General features: G+C 67.9%; 13 protein-coding genes. 7 read left to right on the top strand and 6 right to left on the bottom strand.

The features are described from left to right. Window positions 1-9 precede the first annotated feature (9 nt). Window positions 10-1473 (top strand): phosphoesterase, encoded by a 1464-nt coding sequence (locus Q7J39_RS09470; RefSeq protein ID WP_304823411.1) that lies wholly within the window; start codon window positions 10-12, stop codon window positions 1471-1473. A 16-nt stretch (window positions 1474-1489) separates the two neighbouring features. On the opposite strand, the gene Q7J39_RS09465 is transcribed toward Q7J39_RS09470, so the two are convergent. Both Q7J39_RS09465 and Q7J39_RS09460 read right to left on the bottom strand, forming a co-directional pair. Then, window positions 1490-2323, bottom strand: a complete 834-nt coding sequence (locus Q7J39_RS09465; protein ID WP_304823408.1) for a two-component system response regulator — start codon at window positions 2321-2323, stop codon at window positions 1490-1492. A 109-nt stretch (window positions 2324-2432) separates the two neighbouring features. Beyond that, window positions 2433-3719 (bottom strand): adenylosuccinate synthase, encoded by a 1287-nt coding sequence (locus Q7J39_RS09460; protein WP_304823405.1) that lies wholly within the window; start codon window positions 3717-3719, stop codon window positions 2433-2435. Window positions 3720-3936: 217 nt separating this feature from the next. On the opposite strand from Q7J39_RS09460, the gene Q7J39_RS09455 reads away from it, so the two are divergent. The 3 genes from Q7J39_RS09455 (at window position 3937) to Q7J39_RS09445 (ending at window position 7474) form a co-directional block, all read left to right on the top strand. Next, window positions 3937-4356 carry a VOC family protein gene (locus tag Q7J39_RS09455; protein ID WP_304823402.1) on the top strand — a complete coding sequence of 140 codons (420 nt, stop codon included), beginning with the start codon at window positions 3937-3939 and terminating at the stop codon, window positions 4354-4356. Beyond that, window positions 4353-5330: a threonine/serine dehydratase gene (locus tag Q7J39_RS09450; protein WP_304823399.1), complete on the top strand. Its 978-nt coding sequence runs from the start codon at window positions 4353-4355 to the stop codon at window positions 5328-5330. Before Q7J39_RS09455 ends, Q7J39_RS09450 begins: the two co-directional genes overlap by 4 nt. Window positions 5331-5461: 131 nt before the next feature. Further along, complete coding sequence (locus Q7J39_RS09445) at window positions 5462-7474, top strand: ATP-binding protein (protein WP_304823396.1); 2013 nt, start codon at window positions 5462-5464, stop codon at window positions 7472-7474. Between the two features lie 2 nt (window positions 7475-7476). Here the strand turns inward: Q7J39_RS09445 and Q7J39_RS09440 are convergent, their stop codons facing one another. From Q7J39_RS09440 to Q7J39_RS09430, 3 genes are read right to left on the bottom strand one after another with little or no spacing between them, the layout of a single operon-like run. Continuing rightward, entirely contained in the window at window positions 7477-10617 is a 3141-nt protein-coding gene (locus Q7J39_RS09440) for an efflux RND transporter permease subunit (protein WP_304823393.1), read from the bottom strand. Continuing rightward, window positions 10614-11729, bottom strand: coding sequence for an efflux RND transporter periplasmic adaptor subunit (locus Q7J39_RS09435; protein WP_304823390.1), 1116 nt, complete (start codon window positions 11727-11729; stop codon window positions 10614-10616). The genes Q7J39_RS09440 and Q7J39_RS09435 overlap by 4 nt, the downstream gene beginning before the upstream one ends. Before the next feature lie 2 nt (window positions 11730-11731). Continuing rightward, complete coding sequence (locus tag Q7J39_RS09430) at window positions 11732-13162, bottom strand: efflux transporter outer membrane subunit (protein ID WP_304823386.1); 1431 nt, start codon at window positions 13160-13162, stop codon at window positions 11732-11734. A 291-nt stretch (window positions 13163-13453) separates the two neighbouring features. On the opposite strand from Q7J39_RS09430, the gene Q7J39_RS09425 reads away from it, so the two are divergent. Both Q7J39_RS09425 and Q7J39_RS09420 read left to right on the top strand, forming a co-directional pair. Next, complete coding sequence (locus Q7J39_RS09425) at window positions 13454-15109, top strand: M28 family metallopeptidase (RefSeq protein ID WP_304823383.1); 1656 nt, start codon at window positions 13454-13456, stop codon at window positions 15107-15109. Between the two features lie 14 nt (window positions 15110-15123). Next, window positions 15124-15927 carry a DUF72 domain-containing protein gene (locus Q7J39_RS09420; RefSeq protein ID WP_304823380.1) on the top strand — a complete coding sequence of 268 codons (804 nt, stop codon included), beginning with the start codon at window positions 15124-15126 and terminating at the stop codon, window positions 15925-15927. Between the two features lie 113 nt (window positions 15928-16040). On the opposite strand, the gene Q7J39_RS09415 is transcribed toward Q7J39_RS09420, so the two are convergent. Further along, complete coding sequence (locus tag Q7J39_RS09415; protein ID WP_304701244.1) at window positions 16041-16349, bottom strand: energy transducer TonB; 309 nt, start codon at window positions 16347-16349, stop codon at window positions 16041-16043. 238 nt (window positions 16350-16587) lie between these two features. On the opposite strand from Q7J39_RS09415, the gene Q7J39_RS09410 reads away from it, so the two are divergent. Continuing rightward, window positions 16588-18543, top strand: a complete 1956-nt coding sequence (locus tag Q7J39_RS09410; RefSeq protein WP_304823377.1) for a methyl-accepting chemotaxis protein — start codon at window positions 16588-16590, stop codon at window positions 18541-18543. The last annotated feature ends 93 nt before the right edge of the window (window positions 18544-18636 follow it).

The raw sequence follows: 18636 nt of genomic DNA, 5'->3' as shown, positions 1-18636 counted from the left end.
GAGCCCACCATGTCGCGCCTCACCATCAGCCTTGCCGCCGTCGCCTGGCTTGCGGCCACCTCCGCCCTGGCTCATGAAGACGCCCCTCCCGCGGGCGGGGCTCGCGCCTGGCAAGCCGGCGACCACCATGTGCACAGCCAGTTCAGCGTTCGATACGCGCCCGGCGCCGATCCGAGTGTTCCGCCCACCCCCATCCTCGCCGGCGACGCGCGCTACCCGATTCCCATCAACGCCCAGATGGCGCTGAAGCACGGGCTGGACTGGATGGTTTCCACCGATCACGGCGGCCCGAACCACTCGAAGATCAACCGCGACCAGGCCTATCCGGAACTGGTGGCCTCCCGCGCCGCAGTTCCGGGCCTTATCCAGTTCTACGGCATGGAGTTCGACACCCCCGGTGGCGACCACTCCAGCCTCATCGTTCCGCATACCCATCACGAGCGGGACGTGCTCTTCGACATTGAGCAGCGGTTCTCCAAGCGCGACGCCTTCCCGCAGGATCCCAGCCGCGACGCCGAGCCGAGGATGCTCGACGCGCTCAAGCACATGAAGTCCGTCGAGAGCCCGCCCGTGGTGATCGCCAACCACCCGTCTCGCTCGGCCACGGCCATGGGCGTCTATGGCCACTATGTCCCGCGCGAGTTCCGCGACTGGAATGACCTGGCCCCCAAGGTCGCCATCGGCATGGAGGGGTCTCCGGGACATCAGGCCGGCGCCCTGCGTCCCGACGGTTCACTCGATCCCAAAGGCTACCGCGGCGGTTATGACGACGCCCCAACCCTGGGCGGATTTGATCAGATGACCGCCCGCCTCGGCGGCTTCTGGGATTCCATGCTGGCCGAGGGCCGCGGCTGGTGGGTGACCTCCACCTCCGATTCCCACCGGCACTACACCGACGGCGGCAATGACTTCTGGCCGGGCGAGTACGCCAAGACCTATGTCTGGGCCAGCCGGACCCACGAGGACATCCTCGACGGCCTGCGCAATGGGCGGGTGTTCGTCGCCACCGGTGACTTGATCTCCGAACTGGATGTCACCGCGCGCGCGGTGAGCCGCGCGGCGCCGTCGGCGGAGATCGGCGGCCGTCTGCGCCTGGCCCGCGGCCAGGACGTGCGGATCACGATCCGGCTGCGCGATCCCGCCGGCGCCAACCACGGCGGCCGGACCCCCGACGTCTCACGCGTGGACCTGATCTGGAGCGAGGTCAGCGGCCCCGCGGCCGATCGCGCCACCGACCACAATCCCCGCGCCCGGGTGGAGCGCCGCTTCACATCGGCCGATTGGACACGGGAGGGCGAGATTCTGACCATGACCCACACCGTGCGCAACGTGCAGGCCGACAGCTACCTGCGAGTCCGCGGCGCCAGCACCGGTGAACTCGAGCCGACCCCAGATCCGGCCGGAGAAAATCCTTGGGACGATCTCTGGTTCTACGCCAACCCGATCTTCATGGATGTGGCGCCCGCGGGCTGACCAGGCGATCGGACGCCTAGATAGACACAACAGCGCGGTCGGAGGGCTTGCGGCTGAGTTCCTCGGAGGGCAGCAGGGCCAGCAAGGGCGCGGCGTTGCGAACCACGTCTTCCGGGATCAGCACGCCACGGTCCGCGGCGCCGGCCAGGTAGCGCTGGAAATCGGCCACCGTGGTGACCAGCTTCAGGTCGCCCACCGCCACCGCGGCCTTCTGCAGGTCCGCCCCTTGGGCCTGCATGGAGCGCAGGGCCTGCTTCGGGTCTGTGGCCACGGCGGAGACGGCGGACTTCAGGATCTTCAGGGCCTGGGTGATGCGCGCAGCGTCCGGGGTGGTCTTGACGTCGGAGCGGCGCTTGAGCTTGCCGGTATAGTCGCCGGAATTGAACCGCCGGCGGTCGGGGCCGATATAGTCCACCGCCTCCACCCAGTCCCGTGGCCGCAGGGTGACGGCCTCGAGACGGCGCAGCAGGTCCTTGGCCGTGTAGGGTTTGCGCAGGAACTCGTGCACGCCGGCGTCGCGGGCTCCGAGGATGGCCGCGGCGGTCGCCGTGGCGGTCACCATGACGATGGGCGCCTGCCGGCAGTTCATCTCGCTACGGCGAACGCGACGGGCGAAGTCGACGCCATCGACATTGTCGCCGCTCAACTCCACGAACAAGAGCTGCGGATTGACCTGCTCGGCGGCCTCCAGCCCCTTGCGGTTGCTGGGGGCGTTCCAGAGCTGGCCGGCGGAGATGTTGCGCATCAAGTCGGCCAGCAGCCGCGCGCTGGCCGGCGCCGGATCAACGATCAGCACCCTCTGCAGCATGGGGACCATGCGCTGAATGAGCTTGTTCTCTTCGTTGAACACGAGACCGAGAGACTCCTGGAATTCCCCCAATATGGGCCGCGTCGGTAAAGATCACCTTGACGGTCAACCGGATCGCCGCGGCGAACCGCCGCGGCGAGGGTTGGGGTTCCTAGTCCTGGAAGGGGTCGCGCACCATGATGGTGTCGTCCCGCTGCGGACTGGTGGAGACCATGGCGGCCGGCGCTCCGATCAGTTCCTCGACCCGGCGCACATACTTCACCGCATTGGCGGGCAGGTCCTTCCAGGAAGTGGCGCCGGCGGTGCTCTCGCTCCAGCCCTCCATCTCCTCGTAGATCGGCTCCAGCGCCGACTGGGCCTTCAGCCCGGCCGGCAGATAGTCGTAGGTCTTGTCGCCCAGCTTGTAGCCGACGCAGATCTTCAGCTTGGGCAGGCCGTCCAGGATGTCGAGCTTGGTGAGCGCAATGCCGTCGATCCCGTTCAGGGCCACCGACTGACGCACCAGAACCGCGTCGAACCAGCCGCAACGGCGGGGCCGGCCAGTGACCACGCCGAACTCCTTGCCCACCGTGCCCAGGTGCTGGCCGATCTCGTCGAACAGCTCGGTGGGGAACGGCCCCTCGCCGACCCGGGTGGTGTAGGCCTTCACGATGCCAAGCACATAGCCAGGGCCCTTGGGACCCAGGCCTGAGCCCGCCGCCGCCTGGCCCGCGACGGTGTTGGACGAGGTGACATAGGGATAGGTGCCGTGGTCGACGTCCAGCAGCGCGCCTTGGGCGCCCTCGAACAGCACCCGCTTGCCCGACTTCACCACCTGGTCCAGCAGGCGCCAGGCCGGCTGGGCGAAAGGCAGGATCTTCGGCGCGATCTCTTCCAGGGCAGCCAGCAATTCCGCGCCGTCATACTCCGGCAGACCCAAGCCCCGGCGCAGGGGCGTGTGGTGAGCCAGGAGGCGGTCGATCTTGGCCTCCAGGGCGTCGCGGTCGGCGAGATCGCCCACGCGGATGGCGCGGCGGCCGACCTTGTCCTCATAGGCCGGGCCAATGCCGCGGCCCGTGGTGCCGATCTTGTTGACGGCGGCCGCCTCGCGGGCCTGGTCCAGGTCGCGGTGCAGGGGCAGGATCAGGCAGGCGTTGTCGGCCAGGACCAGCAGGTCTGGGGTTATCTTGACGCCTTGGCCACCGAGCTTGGCGATCTCCTCCAGCAGGTGCCAGGGATCGACCACGACGCCGTTGCCGATCACCGAGAGCTTGCCCTGAACCACGCCCGAGGGCAGCAGGGAGAGCTTGTAGACCTGATTGCCCACCACCAGGGTGTGGCCGGCGTTGTGGCCGCCCTGGAAACGCACGACCACATCGGCCCGGTTGGACAGCCAGTCCACGAGCTTGCCCTTGCCCTCGTCGCCCCACTGGGCCCCGATCACGGTCACATTGGCCATTCAGATACGATCTCCCGGCCTGCCGAGAGGGTCCAGCCACGCCCTTCGACAGGCACCTCGGCGGATGGACTTTATCGATTTTAGGAACCGCGACCGGGCCTCTGGGCGCCAGGGTCGTGTTCGTCGGGTGTAGAGCATCCAGGCGCCCCCGCCGTCAAGGCGCGCCCGCTGAAATCGGTGCTTCGCGACGCGGCGGCCTTGGGTCTATGAGGCGAATATGACCCTGCCCCGCTTCCACCTCGCCTTCCCCGTCCGCGACCTCGAGGAGGCCCGCGCCTTCTACGGCGGCCTGCTGGGCTGTCCGGAGGGCCGCTCCAGCCCCGACTGGATCGACTTCGACTTCTATGGCCACCAGATCGTCGCCCACCTGTCGCCCGACGAGGTCGGACACAAGTCCACCAGCGCCGTCGACGGCGAGGACGTGCCCGTGCGCCACTTCGGGGCGATCCTCACCTTGCCGCAGTGGGAGGTGATGGCCGCCAAGTTGAAGGCGGCGGGAACCCGGTTCGTCATCGCGCCGCAGATCCGCTTCAAGGGCGAGCCCGGCGAGCAGGCGACCCTGTTCTTCCTCGATCCGTCCGGCAATGCGCTGGAGTTCAAGGCCTTCGCCGACGACGCCATGGTGTTCGCCAAGTGAGCGTCACGCTGGCCGACATCCAGGCCGCCGCGGCGCGGCTCAAGGGCCATGTGGTGGAAACGCCGCTGATCGAGAGTCCTGCCCTGAACGACCGTCTTGGCCGCCGCGTGCTGATCAAGCCCGAGACCCTGCAGCGGGTCGGCGCCTTCAAGTTCCGTGGCGCCTACAATCGCCTGGTCCAGCTGGACGCGGCTCAGCGGAAGGCTGGCGTGGTGGCCTTCTCGTCGGGCAACCACGCCCAGGGCGTCGCCCTGGCGGCGAAGCTGCTAGGCGTCCCGGCCCTGATCGTCATGCCCGCCGACGCCCCGGCCGTGAAGGTGGAGGCCACGCGCGGCTACGGCGCGGAAATCCGTCTCTATGACCGCCTGACAGAGGACCGCGTGGCCATCGCCGCCGAAATCGCCGCGCAGCGCGGCTCCGTCGTCGTCCCGGCCTTCGACGACCTGGACATCATCGCGGGCCAGGGCACGGTCGGACTGGAGCTGGTGACCCAGGCCAAGGCGCTGGGGGTCAGTTTCGATGTGGTGGTCGCACCCGTGGGCGGCGGGGGCCTGATGGCCGGGGTCTCCACGGCGGTGAAGGCGCTCTCCCCCAGCACTGCGCTGGTCGGCGTCGAGCCTGCGGGATTCGACGACACCCTGCGCTCGCTACAGGCTGGGTCGCGCCAGACCCTGAAACCCGTCACCCGCTCGCTCTGCGACGCCCTGGAGTCTCCGGCTCCCGGCGAACTGACCTTCCCGGTCCTGCAACAGACCTTGGCCGACATCGCCGTGGTCAGCGATGCCGAGGTGGCTGACGCCATGCGCTGCGCCTTCGCCATCCTGAAGCTGGTGGTCGAGCCCGGCGGCGCGGTGGGTCTGGCCGCCCTGCTGGCCGGCAAGGTCAAGGCCTGGGGCGATGGAACCACGGGCCTGGTGCTATCTGGAGGCAATGTCGATCCCGCCCTGTTCGCCGAGATCCTGGCGGCAAGTTAGCCACCCTTACGCCCAGAAGGGTGCGGCGGTTTGCCTCGCGGCATTAAGCTGCGCCTTAACCGGGTGTTGAGGGCCTAAGGCAAAGCTGGGCTTTCCGCGCAGTCTGCACCTGCGCCCGGACGGGGACCCTCGTGGCCGAACGCGATTCAGAACGCCCAGGCGCCACAGGACAGGCCCTTGCCGCGCGCCTGAACAACCTGCCTGCGACATGGAAGCTCACCCTTGCCTTCGCCGCCGTGCTGTCGGCCATCGCCGCCATGGGGGCAGTCCTGGCGGTCAATCTCGGGGTGGTGCAGAGGGCCGATGCCGACGACAACCATGCCCACAGGGTGGCGGCCACAGCCAGCAGTGCTCGCTTCACCCTGACCCGCCAGGAAGCCTCCCTGCGCGGTTACATCATTTCCGGCGACCCCTTCTACGCCCGGCGCATCGCCGACTATCATCGGCCGCTGTTCCAGGCGAGCATGGCCGAACTGGAGCGGCTGGCCGCCGGTGACCCCCTGCTGCTGGGGCAGCTGGACCAGGCGCAATCGGCCTATGACATCTGGAACGAATGGGCGGTCGTCCGCGCCCTGGAGCTCGCCGGCGCCCGGGACACCAGGTCCCTGGCAGCAGAGATGGTCGGTCCGGCCAGCCCCGCCGACGACCTGATCGCACCGGCGGAACAGGCCCTGGAGTTTATTCAGGCGCAAAGCCAGCGCGCGGTGAAGGCGAGCGGCGCGCGCAAGGCCGAGGCGATGCGCGCCATGGGCTCGGCCCTGGCCTTTGGCGTGCTGTTCGCCGCGCTCAGCGCCGCCGTCATGGGCCTGGCGCTCCGCCGCAGCATGGCCAACCCCATCGTGCGATTGACCGCAGTGATGAACCGCCTGGCGCGCGGCGACCACTCCGTCTCCATTCCCGCCTCTGACCGCCGCGATGAAGTCGGCCTGATGGCCAAGGCCGTGGTCACCTTCCGCGACGCGGCCATCGAGAAGGATCTGCTGGAGGCTGAAGCCGAGGTGCGCCGTGAGGAGGCCCAGGCCCTGGCCCTACAGGCCCAGGCGGCCAACCACGCCAAGTCGGAATTCCTGGCCACGATGGCCCATGAGCTTCGCACCCCGCTCAACGGCGTTCTGGGGCTGGTGGACGTCATGAGCCGGACCGACCTCAATCCTTCCCAGCGAGAGCATCTGGCCACGATCGGCGCGTCGGGCCGGGCCCTGGTCAGTGTCGTAAACGACGTTTTGGATATCTCCCGCATCGAGGCCGGCAGTCTGGAGATTCTGCCCGAACCCTTCGACATGGACCGCCTGACCAGCGATCTGGACGCGATTTATGGCGCCATGGCCGCTGACAAGGGCCTGGCCTTCACCTTGACAGTGAGCCCTGGGGTCCGGGGCTGGCGACTTGGAGACCCCGCACGCCTGCGCCAGATCGCCGGCAACCTGATCTCCAATGGGCTGAAATTCACCGACGCCGGCGAGGTGCGCGTCGCCTTCAGCCGCCGCGACGATCAGGTCGTCCTGGAAGTAATCGACACCGGGATCGGCGTCGCTGCGCACCAGCAGGCGGCGATGTTTGACCGCTTCGTCCAGGCCGACGGCTCCTCGACCCGGCGCTTTGGCGGCGCGGGCCTGGGCCTGGCGATCTGCAAGGAGCTGTCAGAGCTGATGGGCGGGACCATCGGCTTCACCAGCGAGCTGGGGGTAGGGTCCACCTTCACGCTCCAGGTTCCCCTGCCCGCCTGCCCGGCGCCCGCCGAGCCGGGGGCCGTCGCGCCGATGGACGACATGCTGCGCATCCTGGTGGTGGACGACAACGCCACCAACCGGCTTGTGCTCTGCGCCCTGCTGGAGCAGCTGGGCTTGGTCGCCGAGTGCGTGATCAACGGCGTCGAAGCGGTTGCCGCCTGGGAATCCAGGGCCTGGGACGCCATCCTGATGGACATCCACATGCCCGAGATGGACGGCGTCACCGCCACCTCCAGCATCCGCCAGCGCGAGGCGGAGCTTGGCCGTGACAAGACCCCGATCATCGCCGTCACCGCCAGCGTTCAGCCCGAAGAAACCCGCGGATACCTGTCCGCCGGGATGGACGACTGCGTTCCCAAGCCCGTCGACACTCGCGTCCTGGTGAACGCGCTCCAGGGGGTCTTCGCCGCCTAGGCTTAGAGCCGATCCTCGGGCGCCGCCGCCGCAGGCGCTTCGCGCGGCGTGATCAGCTTGCCAAGGCGCGGGCGCAGCCACATCTCGAAGTCATCCACCAGTTCGTAGACCACCGGCACCAGGACCAGCGACAGCAGGGTCGAGGTGATCAGCCCGCCGATCACGGCCACGGCCATGGGCTGACGGAACTCCGCCCCCTTTTCGAGTGCGAAGGCGGTGGGCAGCATGCCGGCGGCCATGGCCATGGTGGTCATGACGATGGGCCGGGCCCGCTCTCTGCAGGCCTCTAGGATGGCGTCGCGCTGGGGGATGCCCTCGCGTTCACGTTCGATGGCGTACTCCACCAGCAGGATGGAGTTCTTCGCCGCCAGGCCCATCAGCATCAGGAAGCCGATCAGGGAGGGGATCGAGAGCGAAAGGTTGAAGATCAGCAGTCCCAGGAAGGCTCCGGCGAAGGACAGCGGCAGGGCTGTCAGGATCACCGCCGGCTTGAAGAAGCTGCGGAACAGCAGGACCAAGACGCCGTAGATCATCGCCACCCCGGCGAAGAGCGCCAGACCGAAGGAGCCGAACAGTTCCTGCTGGGCCTCCAGCTGGCCGGTCTCGGCCGGCGTCACGCCCGCGGGCAGGTTCTTCATGATCGGCAGGGCCTGGACACGCTTGTAGGCGTCCCCAAGCTCGGCGCCGTTCAGTTCGGCCTGGATGGTGAGCTGGCGCTTGCGGTTCAGCCGCTCGATCTTGGCGGGGCCGGCCTGGAAGCTGACATCCGCCACGGCGTCCAGGGTGGTGGTGCCGCCGGTGACGGTGGGCACGCGCAGGGCCTTGATCCGCTCCAGGTCGGCGCGGGCGTCGGCCGGCATGCGGATGCGGATCGGGATGCGCCGCTCGCCCACGGTCAGCTTGGCGACATTGGCGTCGATGTCGCCAACGGTGGCGACGCGGGCGACCGTGGCGATGGTGTCCACCGACACGCCGAGGCGAGCGGCCTCGGCGCCGCGCGGACGGACGATCAGCTCGGGACCAACGGGCGGCGCCGAGGCGTGCGGATCGGCGATGATGTCGATGGTCCGCATCTGCTTTTCCAGCTCCATCGAGGCGGCCGTCAGCGCGGCCGGATCGTTGGAAGCCAGGATGGCCTGGAGACCCGCCCCGCCCTGGAAGTCCATGAAGGTGATGCGGGCGTCGGGCACCTCGCGCAGGGCTTGGCGGGTCTGGGCCTTCAATTCGTCGCCGGTGACCGCGCGGTGTTCGTTCAGCAGGACAGTGACCGTGCCGTTGCGCAGGTCGCTGCCGCCGCCGCCGCCGCCGAAGCCAGGACCGCCGCCGCCGGCGGTGGAGCCCACCTGAGCGAAGACGGCGCGAACCGCGGGATGGCCTTCGAAGACACGGCTGACGCGCAGGGCGACATCCTCCATGGCCGCGGCGCTGGCGCCGGGGGGGCCCTGAAGGTCGATATAGATGTAGTCGGGGTCACCGGCCGGCTGGAAACCCTGGGGCAGCATGGGCACCAGGAACAGGGAGCCCACGAACACCACGCCGCCGAGGATGCAGGCGACGATCCGGTGGTCCAGCGACCATTCCAGAGCATTGCGATAGAAGCCCTCGAAGGGCTTGCGCTCCACCGGGTGGCTGGTGGGCTTCAGCAGGTAGGCGGCCATCAGCGGGGTCAACAGCCGCGCCACCACCAGGGAGAACATCACCGCCACGCAGACGGTGAGGCCGAACTCCCGGAAGAACTGGCCGGCCATGCCCTTCATGAAGCTGACCGGCATGAACACCACGATGATGGCCATGGTGGTGGCCACCACGGCCAGGCCGATGGCGTCGGCGCCCTGCAGTGCGGCCTGGAATGGGCGCATGCCCTGGGCCACCCGCTTCTCGATGTTCTCGATCTCGACGATGGCGTCATCGACCAGGATGCCCACCACCAGGGTCAAAGCCAGCAGCGTCACGACGTTCAGCGAGAAGCCGAACAGGTTCATGAAGAAGAAGGTGGGGATCAGCGACACCGGCATGGCGAAGGCGGTGATCATCGTCGAGCGCCAGTCGCGCAGGAACACAAACACCACGATGGCCGCCAGCAACATACCCTCCAGCAGCACGTGCTGGGTGGCGCGGAAGCTGGCGCGGGTCTCATCGACGGACGAGAAGATGCGGGTGAAGGTCACCCCCTTGTGGTCCGTCTCCAGCTTGGCGATCGCCTTGATGACCGCATCGTCGACGCCAACATCGCTGGAGTCGCGGGTCTTCATCACCTGGAAGCCGACCACCGGGGCGCCGTTCAGGCGGGCGAAGCCCCGCACCTCGCTGGAGCCGTCGCCGACCTCAGCCACCTCGGTCAGCTTCACATAGCGTCCGCCGCCGGTGGGGATCGTCAGTTCACGCAGAGCGTTGAGGGTGTTGACCGCCCCCAGCACGCGCAGGGTCTGTTCGCGGCCGCCCACGGCGACCCGGCCGCCGGGTGCGTCGATGTCGAAGGCGCGCAGGGCGTTGTTCACCTGGGGCGCGGTGAGCCCGCGGGCCGCCATGCGGTCAGGGTCAATCAGGACGTTGATTTCGCGGTTCACCCCGCCGACGCGGGAGATCTGCGACACACCTTTTTCGGTCTGCAGTTCGCGGGCGATGGTGTCGTCGATGAACCAGGAGAGTTCGGCGTCGGACATGGCCGGGGCGGCCACGGCATAGGTCAGGATCGGCTGGCTATCGAGCTCCACCCGGGTGACCGTCGGCTCGTCGATCTCACGGGGCAGAATGGCGCGGGTCTGGTCCATGCGGGAGCGGACCTCGTCGGTCTTCTTCTGCAGGTCCTCGCCCAGCTCGAACTCGACATTGGTGGTGGAGACCCCCAGCGTCACGGTCGAATAGATGTTCTTGACGTTGGAAATGCCGGCGATGGCGTCTTCCACCGGCCGGGTGATCTGGGTCTCGATTTCCCCTGGCGCCGCGCCCGACTGGGTCACGGTGATATTGACCATCGGGAACTGGACGTTGGGGAACTGCTTCACCGGCAGCCCGCCGTAGGAAATCATCCCCGCCAGGATCAGGGCGATGAAAAGCACCACAACCGGGACCGGGTTGCGGATCGCCCAGGAGGAGATCTGGAAATTGCCCCCGGCGTCGTGATCTTGCGGCGCGTGGGTCATTTCTTGGAGCTCGCGGCCTTCGGCATGGGAACCGGACCTTCGCTCGGCCGCACCATGTCACCATCCAGCAGGAAGGCCGCGGCGTTCAGCACCACGCGGGATCCAGCCGGCGGCCCCTTGATCAGGGAGACCAGGCCCGAGCCGCGCGGCCCTGTCTGGACGACCACCCGCTTTACGCGGTTATCGGCGCCGACCACCATGACGCTGGCGCCGTCGGCGTCGTAGCGCACGGCGGTTTCCGGCACCGCCAGGCTCTGGCCCACGGCGTCGGCGAACAGGGCCCGGCCGTAGCCGCCGGACCGGATGTCGGCGCGGACCGGAAGGCGGATGCGAAGCGTGCCGAGCTTGGACTGGGCGTTGACCTGCGGCGAGACCAGGCGAACCGTGCCCTCGGCGCTGGTTCCGGTGGAAAGCACCACGCTGGCCCGCTGTCCGGGGCGCACCCGGGCCAGATCCTCTTCGGAGAGCTCCGCCAGCAGCTCGATCTCGCCACCCTGGGCGATCCGGAACCACGGCGTCGCGCCACCGGCCGAGAGCTCGCCGGGACGGACATTGCGCTCCAGAACCAGGCCCGAGACAGGGGCGGTCACCGCGAGCTTGCCGGCGCGGGTGCGGGCGTCCTTGTAGGCGGCGGCCTGGGCGTTGGCGGTGGCCCGCGCGGCGCGGGCCTGGAAGCGGCGCTGGTCGAGTTGCTCCTGGGAGAGCACGCCCTGTCCGTCGAGACCCTTCACGCGGGCGGCCTGAGCCTCGGCCTGTTCGGCCTGTATGGCGCTCTGGGCGGCGAGCGCGCCCTGCTGTTCCACCTGGGCTGCGATCAGGGCGCCATCAAGCTGGACCAGGGTCTGGCCGGCGCGGACGTACTGGCCGGCGTCGACGAGCACCCGCGCCACGCGGTAACCGGTGACTTCGGGCAGGACAGCCGCCTCCTCGCGGGGCGTCAGCACCCCCGAGGCGGTGAGCGAGCCGATGATCTGGCGCGGCTCGACCTTGACCACGCGAACGGCGCGGGCGCGCTGGGCGTCGGTCTCCTTGGTCGCCGGCTTCTTGCCGCAACCGGCAAGGGCGAAGGTCGCGACCAGGGCGAAGGTGAGGGCGGTTGCGGTTCTCGTCACGTCTAGCGTGCCTCTTGCTTTGCAGGCGCCGGAGTGGCGGGCCAGCCGCCTCCGAGCGCCTTGTAGGTCTGGACGGCGCGGCGCAGGGCTTGAACCTGCGCGCTGGTCAGGGCCGATCGGGTGGCGCGCCAGGACTGTTCGGCCCCGAGCGCGGTTGTCAGGTCGTCGAGGCCGGCGGCGTAGCGCACACGGCTGGCTTCATAGGCCCGCTCGGCGCGAACCTCGCCATCGGACAGCAGGCCGACGCGGCGGCGGTCGGCGTCCAGGCGGGTGAGCGCGCTATCGGCCTCGCCATAGGCGGTCTGCACCGCCTTCTCATAGGCGATGACCGCCTGTTCGGTCCGGGCGTTCTGGGCCTTGAGGTCCTGTAGAAGCTTCGGAATAGACAGGATTGGCTGGGTGACCCCGGCCCCGATCGACCAATTGCGAGTCGAGGACTCGAAGCCCGGCTGCTCGGTGCGCGAGAGGCCGATGCCCGGGGTCAGGGTGAAGGTCGGGAAGAAGGCGAACTTGGCGTAGGTCAGGCGGCCGGCCGCCGACCGCACGCCGGCTTCGGCCTGGCGAACGTCCGGGCGTCGGGCCAGGAGTTCGCCGGGCACCGTGGCCGGAACCGGCGGAATCTCGCCGACGCTGGCCGGGGTGGGGATGCTGGCCAGGGGGTCGACGCCCCGGCCCACCAGCACCAGCAAGGTGCGGCGGGTAGCCTTCAGCTCGGCTTCCAGGCTGGCGGCGGAGCCTTCGGCCTGGGCCAGGTCGCCGGCCACGCGGTCGGCTTCCGACGACGAGCCCAGTCCACGCTCGGCGCGCACATTGGCGATCTGTTGCAGGCCCCGCTGGATGCGGGCGGTTTCGCGGGCGTCCTCAAGCTGGATGGCCTGGCCGCGAGCCAGGAAATAGGTGTCGGCGATGTTGGCCGCCAGGCTGGCGCGCGCGCCCTCATAGCTGGCCTGCGCCTGGTTGGTGTCGCCCTTGGCGGCCTTGGCCACCGCGAAGATGCGGCCAAACAGGTCGACCTCCCAGCTCACGTTCAAGGTGGCGCTGGAGGCGGTGCTTTCGCCGTCGGTGGAGAAGCCCGGGATGGTGACCACCGTGCCCGAGGTCTGGGTCGTGTGAGTTTCCCGCGTCGAACCCGCCGCATTGCCCTGCGGCAGGAAGGCGATCAGGGCGTTGGACGAGGTCGCGCGCGCCTCGGCCAGCCGCGCGGCGGCCGACCGGGAGTCCGGGGCGCGGACCAGGGCGTCCTCGATCAGCGCGGTGAGCACGGGATCGTTGAACTGTGTCCACCAGCGGTCGAGCGCCGCAGCGGCAATTGACGTCGCGGCGGACTGGGGCGCCTCGAAGGCGGTCGGCACGGTGATGTCTGGCTTGCGTGCGGAAGCGCACGCGGCAAGCGTCAGACAGGCCAGTCCGGCTACGAATGTGGCGGGGCGCATGATCTCTGTCGTTGTCAGACCGCGAATCGCCGCCGAGTTTATCGGCTTTGAGGAGGCGCGACGCGGTTAGCTGAAGCTCCCTTGATCATAGCAAGTCGTCCCCTAGATTGCAGCGGCGATACAAAGAAGCTTCGTCATAGCGATTGGGGCGCTTCTGCCACACTTTTTTCGCGATAATCATTTAACGTTGAACGATCGCATCGTCGGCGGGCTTTTGGGCGCGACGCCCTAGCCTCCGCGCATCGGGCTCGCTAGGGTCTCGGGCAAATTGGTCCTTGCTCGAGTGTATTCATGAAACAATTCCTCCTGGCCGGCGCGTCCGCGTGGGCTGTTTTGGCCCTCAGCCTTCCCGCCAACGCGGGCGTCAGCGCCGCGAAGCTCGCGGACCACATCCAAGTCCTCTCCTCAGATGACTTCGAAGGCCGCGGCCCCGCCACCGCCGGTGAAGTGAAGACGGTCAAGTACCTGACCGAGCAATTCAAGGCCGTGGGCCTGCAGCCGGGCGGCGACCTGCAGAAGGATGGCGCGCGCGCCTGGACCCAGGACGTTCCGCTGGCCCAGTTCGACAACAAGGACCCCATCAAGGTCAGCGTGACCGTCAATGGTCAGGTCCAGCCGTGGGCCCAGGGCGACCAGATCGCCATCCGCGCCCCGCAGACCGGCGCCCACCACGTGACGGTGAAGGACGCGCCGGTCGTCTTCATCGGCTATGGCGTCAAGGCGCCGGAGCGCAACTGGGACGACTTCAAGGGCTATGACCTGAAGGGCAAGATCGCGCTGGTGCTGGTCAACGACCCTGATTTCGAGACCGGCGTCGGCGACTTCGGCGGCAAGGCGATGACCTATTATGGCCGCTGGACCTACAAGTACGAGGAGGCCGCGCGCCAGGGCGCGGTGGGTTTCATCGTCATCCATGAAACCGCCCCGGCCTCCTACGGCTGGAACACGGTGAAGAACTCCAACACCAACACCGTCTTCGACATCATCCGCCAGGATCCCACCAAGGCCCACGCCCCCATCGAGGCCTGGATCCAGCGCGATCCGACCGTGGCCCTGTTCAAGGCCTCGGGCCTCGACTTCGAGACCCTGAAGAAGCTGGCCCAGACCCGCGACTTCAAGCCTGTGCCCCTGACCGGCGTGACCTTCTCCACCGACATCACCGTGGACGCCAAGAAGATCGTGTCGAAGAACGTGGTCGGCCTGCTGCCCGGGACCAGCCATCCCGATGACAAGGTGGTCTATACCGCCCACTGGGACCACCTTGGGATCGGCCTGGCCGACGCCAAGGGCGACCGGATCTATAACGGGGCCCTGGACAACGCTTCGGGCACGTCGATGCTGATCGAGATCGGCCGCGCCGCCGCGGCCGCGCCCCGCACCCAGCGCTCCATGCTGTTCCTGGCCGTCACCGCCGAGGAAAAGGGGCTGCTGGGGTCGGAATACTATGCCGCCAACCCGCTCTATCCCCTGGGCACGACGGTCGCCAACATCAACATGGACGGGGCCGCCACCAACGGGCCGTCCAAGGATTTCGGCACCTCGGGCGACGCCCCCCTAACCCTGCAGGACGATCTGATCGAGGTCGCCAAGGGTTACAACATGACCTACAGCCCCGACCCGCGTCCGGGTGCGGGCAGCTTCTTCCGCTCCGACCACTTCTCCTTCGCCAAGCGTGGCGTGCCGGCCATCTCCTTCGGGGGCGGCCAGGACCTGGTGAACGGCGGCAAGGCGCGCGGGGAGGCCCTTCAGAAGGCCTACACCACCGAGCGGTATCACCAGCCGGCGGACGAATACTCTCCCGACTGGGATCTCTCCGGCGCGGCCCAGAACGCCGACATGCTGCTGGTGCTGGGAACCAAGCTGGCCAACTCGCGCGCTTGGCCGGAGTGGAAAGCCGGGTCTGAGTTCAAGGCCGAGCGGGACAAGACCGCCGCGGCCCGCAAGTAGGGGGGACGGGCGGCATGGCGCAGGCAGGCTACATTCGCGCCGGCATCGGGGGTTTCACCTTCGAGCCTTGGCGCGGGGTCTTCTATCCCGAAGGTCTCAAGCAGGCCGACGAGCTCGCCTATGCCAGCCGCCACCTCACCTCCATCGAGATCAACTCCACCTACTATTCGTCCCAGAAGCCCGAGACCTTCGCCAAATGGAAGGCGGCGACGCCGGAGGGCTTCGTCTTTTCCCTGAAGGCCTCGCGGTTCTGCACCAACCGCAAGATCCTGGCCCAGTCGGCAGAGTCGATCGGCAAGTTCCTGGGCCAGGGGATCGTCGAACTGGGGGACCGACTGGGGCCGATCCTCTGGCAGTTCATGCCCACCAAGAAGTTCGAGCCCGCCGATTTCGAGGCCTTCCTCGATCTGCTGCCCAAGACCCATGAGGGCCTGAAGCTGCGGCACGTGGTGGAGGTGCGCAATCCGACCTTTGTCGATGTGGCCTTCGTGAAGATGTGCCGCAACCGCAACGTGGCCATCTGCGTCTCGGAGAACGACCGCTATCCGATGATCGCCGACGTGACGGCCGACTTCGTATATGCGCGTCTGATCGACGGGTCCGACGACATTCCCACCGGCTACGCGCCCGAGGGGCTGGATCGGTGGGCGCGGCGGTTCACCGAGTATTCCCAGGGTCGCTGCCCCGAGGACCTGACCCCGATCGACCGCACGGCGCCGGCCGAGCAGCCGGTGGACGTGTTCAGTTACTTCATCCATGAGGGCAAGGTTCGCGCACCCGCCGCCGCCATGGAGCTGATTGCGCGGGTGAACAGGTAGGTTCTTATCCTGCCCCGTTTTCGGGAAAGGGGGAGCCCGCAATACAAAAACGCCCCCGGCCGGAAGGCCGAGGGCGCGAATTTGCAAGAATGAGAATTCTTGGAGCTGCGGGTTTAGCCGCCGCCCGGGAAGCGCATCGGAACCTTGACGGTGCCAGTCTTCGAACCCATGGGCAGCGCTTCGGCGACGCAGAGCGCGGCCTTGTCGAAGCCCTTGTTCGGCTTGCTGTCCTCGAGCACCTTGCAGCCCGAGAGCTTGCCGGCGTCAGCGGTGCATTCCAGCATGACAATCGCCGCGTCCCGCGTGTTAGCGTTCTTCGTCAGGCAACGGCCCATGCTGTCCTCGAAGCTCCCAGCAGACGCCGAACCGGCGACGGCGAGAGCCAGGGCGCAACCGCCCAAGATCTTGAAGATATTTTTCATGCCCCACTCCTTTCTAGATTTGGACAATCTGAGGATGAACTAGCGGGGTTAAGAGAGTCTGATACGGCGCATCATATTCATGGTTAAGAAATCATGAATGCCTAAGGCGCACTCTCGGAGACTCTATACATGTCGGGAGGGCATAATTCGCAACTACCCCCACTTCGGTGACGTTTGGTTAGCAACCTGAAGGCATGGTGACCGAGTCGCTAACCGTGTTTTACGGGGGGAATACAAAGTGAAGCGCTTCAGGCTCGTGGATACGCCACTGATCATCAAGATCGGTTTCGCACCCGCCTTCGCACTGGTGATGCTGGCCTGCCTGGCCACCGGAGCCATCATCTTGCAACGCGCCCAGTCGGCCGAGTTGCGGCAGGTGGTCCAGGTGGACATGCCCAACAGCCTGCGGATGCAGAAGGTTTCGGAACGGATCACCGCCGTTCACGGCCAGCTCTACTTCTTGCTGACCCACCAGGCCGCCTCCATCGAGGTCGAGAAGATCGAGGGCGAGTCCCAGGCGATGCTGGCCGAGATCGACTCCATCACCAAGGAAGTCGAGACCGCCCGAAAGACCGCCCCCGCCGATCAGAAGAAGTCCTATGACGACCTGATCAAGGCCCTGCAGAACACCCGCGACGCCCTCGACGTGATCTGCGCCATGATCGGCGCCGACTTCGGCACCGCCGCCGGCTTCGCCGCGCCCTTCGAGGAGGAGTACGCCAAGATGAGCGCCACCCTCCACAAGATCGTGGAAGCCGGTCAGAAGGTCACCGACACCAACGCCGCGGCCAGCGCCGCCCGCGCCAAGACCGCCCAGACCGCGACCCTGATCGGCGCCCTGGCCACCCTGCTGATCGCCGGCGCCCTGGCCATGAGCCTCACCCTGACCCTGCGCCGCGACGTCAAGAAGATCGCCGGCGCCACCGAGGCCCTTTCGCGCGGCGACAACGCCATCAACCTGGACGCCTTGGCCCGCAAGGACGAGCTGGGCGCCATCGTCTCCTCCCTGACCGTCTTCCGCGACAACCAGCTCCACCTGGAAAAGCTGCGCCAGGAACACGAGGTGGCCGAGGCCACGTCGGAATCCGCCCGCCGCCAGAACGCCGAAGCCGCCGCGGCGATCGCCGAGGAACAGGCCAATGTCGTCACCAACCTGGCCCGCGCCCTGGACGCCCTGGCCTCCGGCGACCTGACCTACCGCGTCGATACCGAGTTCCCCGGCGACTACCGCAAGCTCCGCGACGACTTCAACGCCGCCGTTGCCAAGCTGGAAGAGGCCATGACGGCCATCGCCAGCGCGACGGCCTCCATCCAGTCCGGCGCCGGCGAGATCAGCCACTCGGCCGACGACCTGTCGCGCCGCACCGAACACCAGGCCGCGACCCTGGAAGAGACCGCCGCGGCGCTCGATGAGATCACCGCCACCGTCAACAAGACCTCCGACGGCGCCACCCACGGTCGCGAGGCCACCGCCTCAGCCAAGACCGACGCCGAACAGTCCGGCGAGATCGTCCGCAAGGCCGTCGTGGCCATGAACAAGATCCAGGAAGGCTCCAACAAGATCAGCCAGATCATCGGCGTGGTCGACGAGATCGCCTTCCAGACCAACCTGCTGGCCCTGAACGCCGGCGTTGAAGCCGCCCGCGCCGGGGAGTCCGGCAAGGGCTTCGCCGTGGTCGCCTCCGAAGTGCGGGCCTTGGCCCAACGCTCCGCGGAAGCCGCCAAGGAGATCAAGGCGCTCATCTCGGCCTCGACCCAACAGGTCGCCGAGGGCGTGGGCCTGGTCGATGAAACCGGCAAGGCGCTGGAGCGCATCGTCCGTCAGGTCGGGGAAATCTCCAACGTGGTGGGCGAAATCGCCGCCTCGGCCAAGGAGGAGGCGCTCGGCCTCGGCCAGGTGAACACCGCCGTCAACCAGATGGACCAGGTGACCCAGCAGAACGCGGCCATGGTGGAGGAGTCCACCGCCGCCAGCCGCGTCCTCGCCGACGAGGCCGAGGAACTGGCCCGCCTGGTGGGCCGCTTCCGGGTCACCGGCGGCGCTGCGGTCAGCCGCGCGGCCCCCCCCGCACCGGCGCGCCACGCTCCGGCCCACCGGCCCCAGACCACCCAGCACCATGCGCCGGTCAGCCGCGGAAACACCGCCCTGGCCCACCAGCCCCAGGCCGACGACGACACCTGGGAAGAGTTCTAAGCCTCCAGATTCTACGGGGACGTCTGAAGGGGGACCGCTGCAAGGCGGTCCCCCTTTTCATTTGACCGACCCGGCGTCAGCGGCGCGCACTTC

It is taken from the genome of Phenylobacterium sp. (assembly GCF_030651185.1).
Classification (GTDB): domain Bacteria; phylum Pseudomonadota; class Alphaproteobacteria; order Caulobacterales; family Caulobacteraceae; genus Phenylobacterium.
This window is presented reverse-complemented; position numbering and strand designations above follow the sequence as displayed.

Bases quoted from the DNA above. Each gene is read 5' to 3' on its own strand.
- Q7J39_RS09470 (WP_304823411.1), top strand. From the start codon at position 10: ATGTCGCGCCTCACCATCAGCCTTGCCGCCGTCGCCTGGCTTGCGGCC.
- Q7J39_RS09425 (WP_304823383.1), top strand. From the start codon at position 13,454: ATGAAACAATTCCTCCTGGCCGGCGCGTCCGCGTGGGCTGTTTTGGCC.
- Q7J39_RS09430 (WP_304823386.1), bottom strand. From the start codon at position 13,162: ATGCGCCCCGCCACATTCGTAGCCGGACTGGCCTGTCTGACGCTTGCC.
- Q7J39_RS09415 (WP_304701244.1), bottom strand. From the start codon at position 16,349: ATGAAAAATATCTTCAAGATCTTGGGCGGTTGCGCCCTGGCTCTCGCC.
- Q7J39_RS09455 (WP_304823402.1), top strand. From the start codon at position 3,937: ATGACCCTGCCCCGCTTCCACCTCGCCTTCCCCGTCCGCGACCTCGAG.
- Q7J39_RS09420 (WP_304823380.1), top strand. From the start codon at position 15,124: ATGGCGCAGGCAGGCTACATTCGCGCCGGCATCGGGGGTTTCACCTTC.
- Q7J39_RS09460 (WP_304823405.1), bottom strand. From the start codon at position 3,719: ATGGCCAATGTGACCGTGATCGGGGCCCAGTGGGGCGACGAGGGCAAG.
- Q7J39_RS09440 (WP_304823393.1), bottom strand. From the start codon at position 10,617: ATGACCCACGCGCCGCAAGATCACGACGCCGGGGGCAATTTCCAGATC.